The following is a 2,059-nucleotide window of genomic DNA, read 5'->3' as shown; positions in this document are numbered from 1 at the left end:
TGGCAGGGCAAGCGTCACGGCTATACCGGCAGCGCACATGTCAGCTGGGCGTTCTGACCGATGCTCCATGTGCGTTGAAGTCTGTGCCAAACGGTACGGACACGTTTCAGAGGACGCACGCTGAGGGGATGTTTTATCGGCGATTCTCCGAAACAACGCCGTTGGTCAGCATACGATTATTGATACGATTATGTTACGCAGTTCCCGGTGTTTGAACCGACCGGGAACTGTTTTTTTGCACAAAAATAGGACTGCTGCAGGTTTGCTCCATACAGCAGTCCGTGCGCACTCGCGCAAGGAATTACTTCACAACATCCCCGTGCCAGTCCTTGATGCCGCCCATCTCGACGATGTTCGTATAGCCAAGTCCTACGAGTTTCTCCGATGCCTGCACGCTGCGCGCACCGCTGCGGCAGTAGACGAAGATCTTCTGCGCCTTGTCGGGCAGCTCCTTCGGCGGCGTCGTATGGATCGACTCGTTCGGAATGTTGATCGCGTTCGGGATGTGCCCGTCCGCGAACTCCCCCGCCGTCCGCACATCGACGATCAGATACCCTGACTCTGCCGCCATCATCTTTGCCGCTTCATCGGAGCTTACCCGCTGAAATGCCGTTCCCTGCGCCTTTGCATCGGACGCAGCGGCGGACTTCGGTGCGTCTGCCTGTTGCGCGTTGCCGCATCCGCAGATCCCCAGTGTCAGTACACTCAGACAAAGAGCCATAACAAATTTACTCATACAAAACCTCACAACCAAAGAATTATTTCTCAATATCGCCGTGCCAATCCTGAATGCCGCCCATCTCGACGATGTTCCTGTACCCCATATGTGCAAGCCTGTTGGCAACGTTCATACTGCGAACCCCCTTGACACAGTAAACGAAGATCATCTGATTCCGGTCGGGCAGCTCACGCGGTGCCTCCTCGCCGAACGCATCCATCGGGATGTTGATCGCATGAGGAATATGCCCCTCCGCAAACGCCTCCGGTGTGCGCACATCGAGGATCAGATAGTTCTCCTCCTTTTGCATGAGCACCTGTGCCTCATCGGCGGTGATACGACGGTATTTCGCCTGTTCCTTTCGATCATCCGCACCATCTCCATTGCAGCCTGCGCCGGCAAGAGTGACTGCAAGAAGCAGCAGGATCGCCAAAATCTTTCTCATAGATTCCCCCCAAATAACCGTGCCGCACTGCGACAATCTATCGAAAGAATACCATGATCGTGCCGCCGATCGTCGGCAGTGCGACAATCCAGAAACGCAGCACGGGCAGCGGCGCGAGGTGCGTCAGCTTTGCCCCGAAGTACGAACCGACAGAGAGCGCGACAAGCGTCTGGATAAAGAGCCACGGCGCAAGCTGTCCATATAGGACATAGCCAATGCCGCCACTGATCGAAATCGGGACAATAATCATCATCGTCGTCCCAATTGCCTGCAGCAGCGGCACACCGAACACAACCATGAGCGCAATCTGGATGTATGCCGCCGAACCGATGCCGAACGCACCCGAGAGTACGCCGCAGACGAATCCGACGGGCAGTCCGTAGAGATAGAGTTTTCGCCCCGTCAGCAACTCCTCGCGTACAGGGATCTGCCGCCCAAGCCATTCCGCCCGATAGATCCGCAGATACAGGAGAAATGCGCTCGAGAGCAGCATCACGCCCGTAAACAAGCTGAGATTCGGGGCCTCGATATGGTTCGAGAGGACGGCTCCGATGAGCGCACCGACGAGCCCCCCCATGCCGAGCACTGCGCCCGTCAGCGGAACGACCTCGCGTTCGCGGTAGTGACTGATTGCGCCTGAGAGTGTCGTGAACGCCATCGAGCCGAGTGCGACAGCAAGCGCCTGATGGATGGGAACGCCGAAGCCTACGACAAGCAGGGTGATGATAACACCACTGCCGCCTGCGCCGACAAATCCGATGATCCCCCCCATGAGAAGCATCGACAAAAAGAGCATGGCAGCCTCCATCACAGACACAGAGAAGCCCGCACCGTAACACATAAAAGGAGCTGCATAGCAGCTCCTGTCTGTTGCGATGGTGACGCCTATGGGATTC

Annotated in this window: 3 protein-coding genes and 1 tRNA gene (1 of these 4 cut by a window edge); all 4 read right to left on the bottom strand. The window is 56.8% G+C overall.

Going from position 1 to position 2,059, the window contains the following annotated elements; genetic code table 11:
• Positions 1-301: 301 nt before the first annotated feature.
• A complete protein-coding gene (locus tag ACO6BQ_RS07920) occupies positions 302-736 on the bottom strand; it encodes a rhodanese-like domain-containing protein (protein ID WP_489120324.1) in 435 nt (144 codons plus the stop codon).
• 22 nt (positions 737-758) lie between these two features.
• Positions 759-1,163: a rhodanese-like domain-containing protein gene (locus ACO6BQ_RS07915; RefSeq protein ID WP_489120323.1), complete on the bottom strand. Its 405-nt coding sequence runs from the start codon at positions 1,161-1,163 to the stop codon at positions 759-761.
• A 37-nt stretch (positions 1,164-1,200) separates the two neighbouring features.
• The gene (locus tag ACO6BQ_RS07910; protein ID WP_489120326.1) at positions 1,201-1,959 is read right to left on the bottom strand and encodes a sulfite exporter TauE/SafE family protein; all 759 of its coding nucleotides are present in this window, start codon (positions 1,957-1,959) and stop codon (positions 1,201-1,203) included.
• 80 nt (positions 1,960-2,039) lie between these two features.
• Positions 2,040-2,059, bottom strand: a tRNA-Glu gene (locus ACO6BQ_RS07905) (it continues 155 nt past the right edge of the window).

The organism is Centipeda sp. (in: firmicutes) (assembly GCF_057271695.1).
The sequence above is the reverse complement of the archived record's forward strand: the minus strand, read 5'-3'. Positions and strand labels throughout refer to the sequence as shown.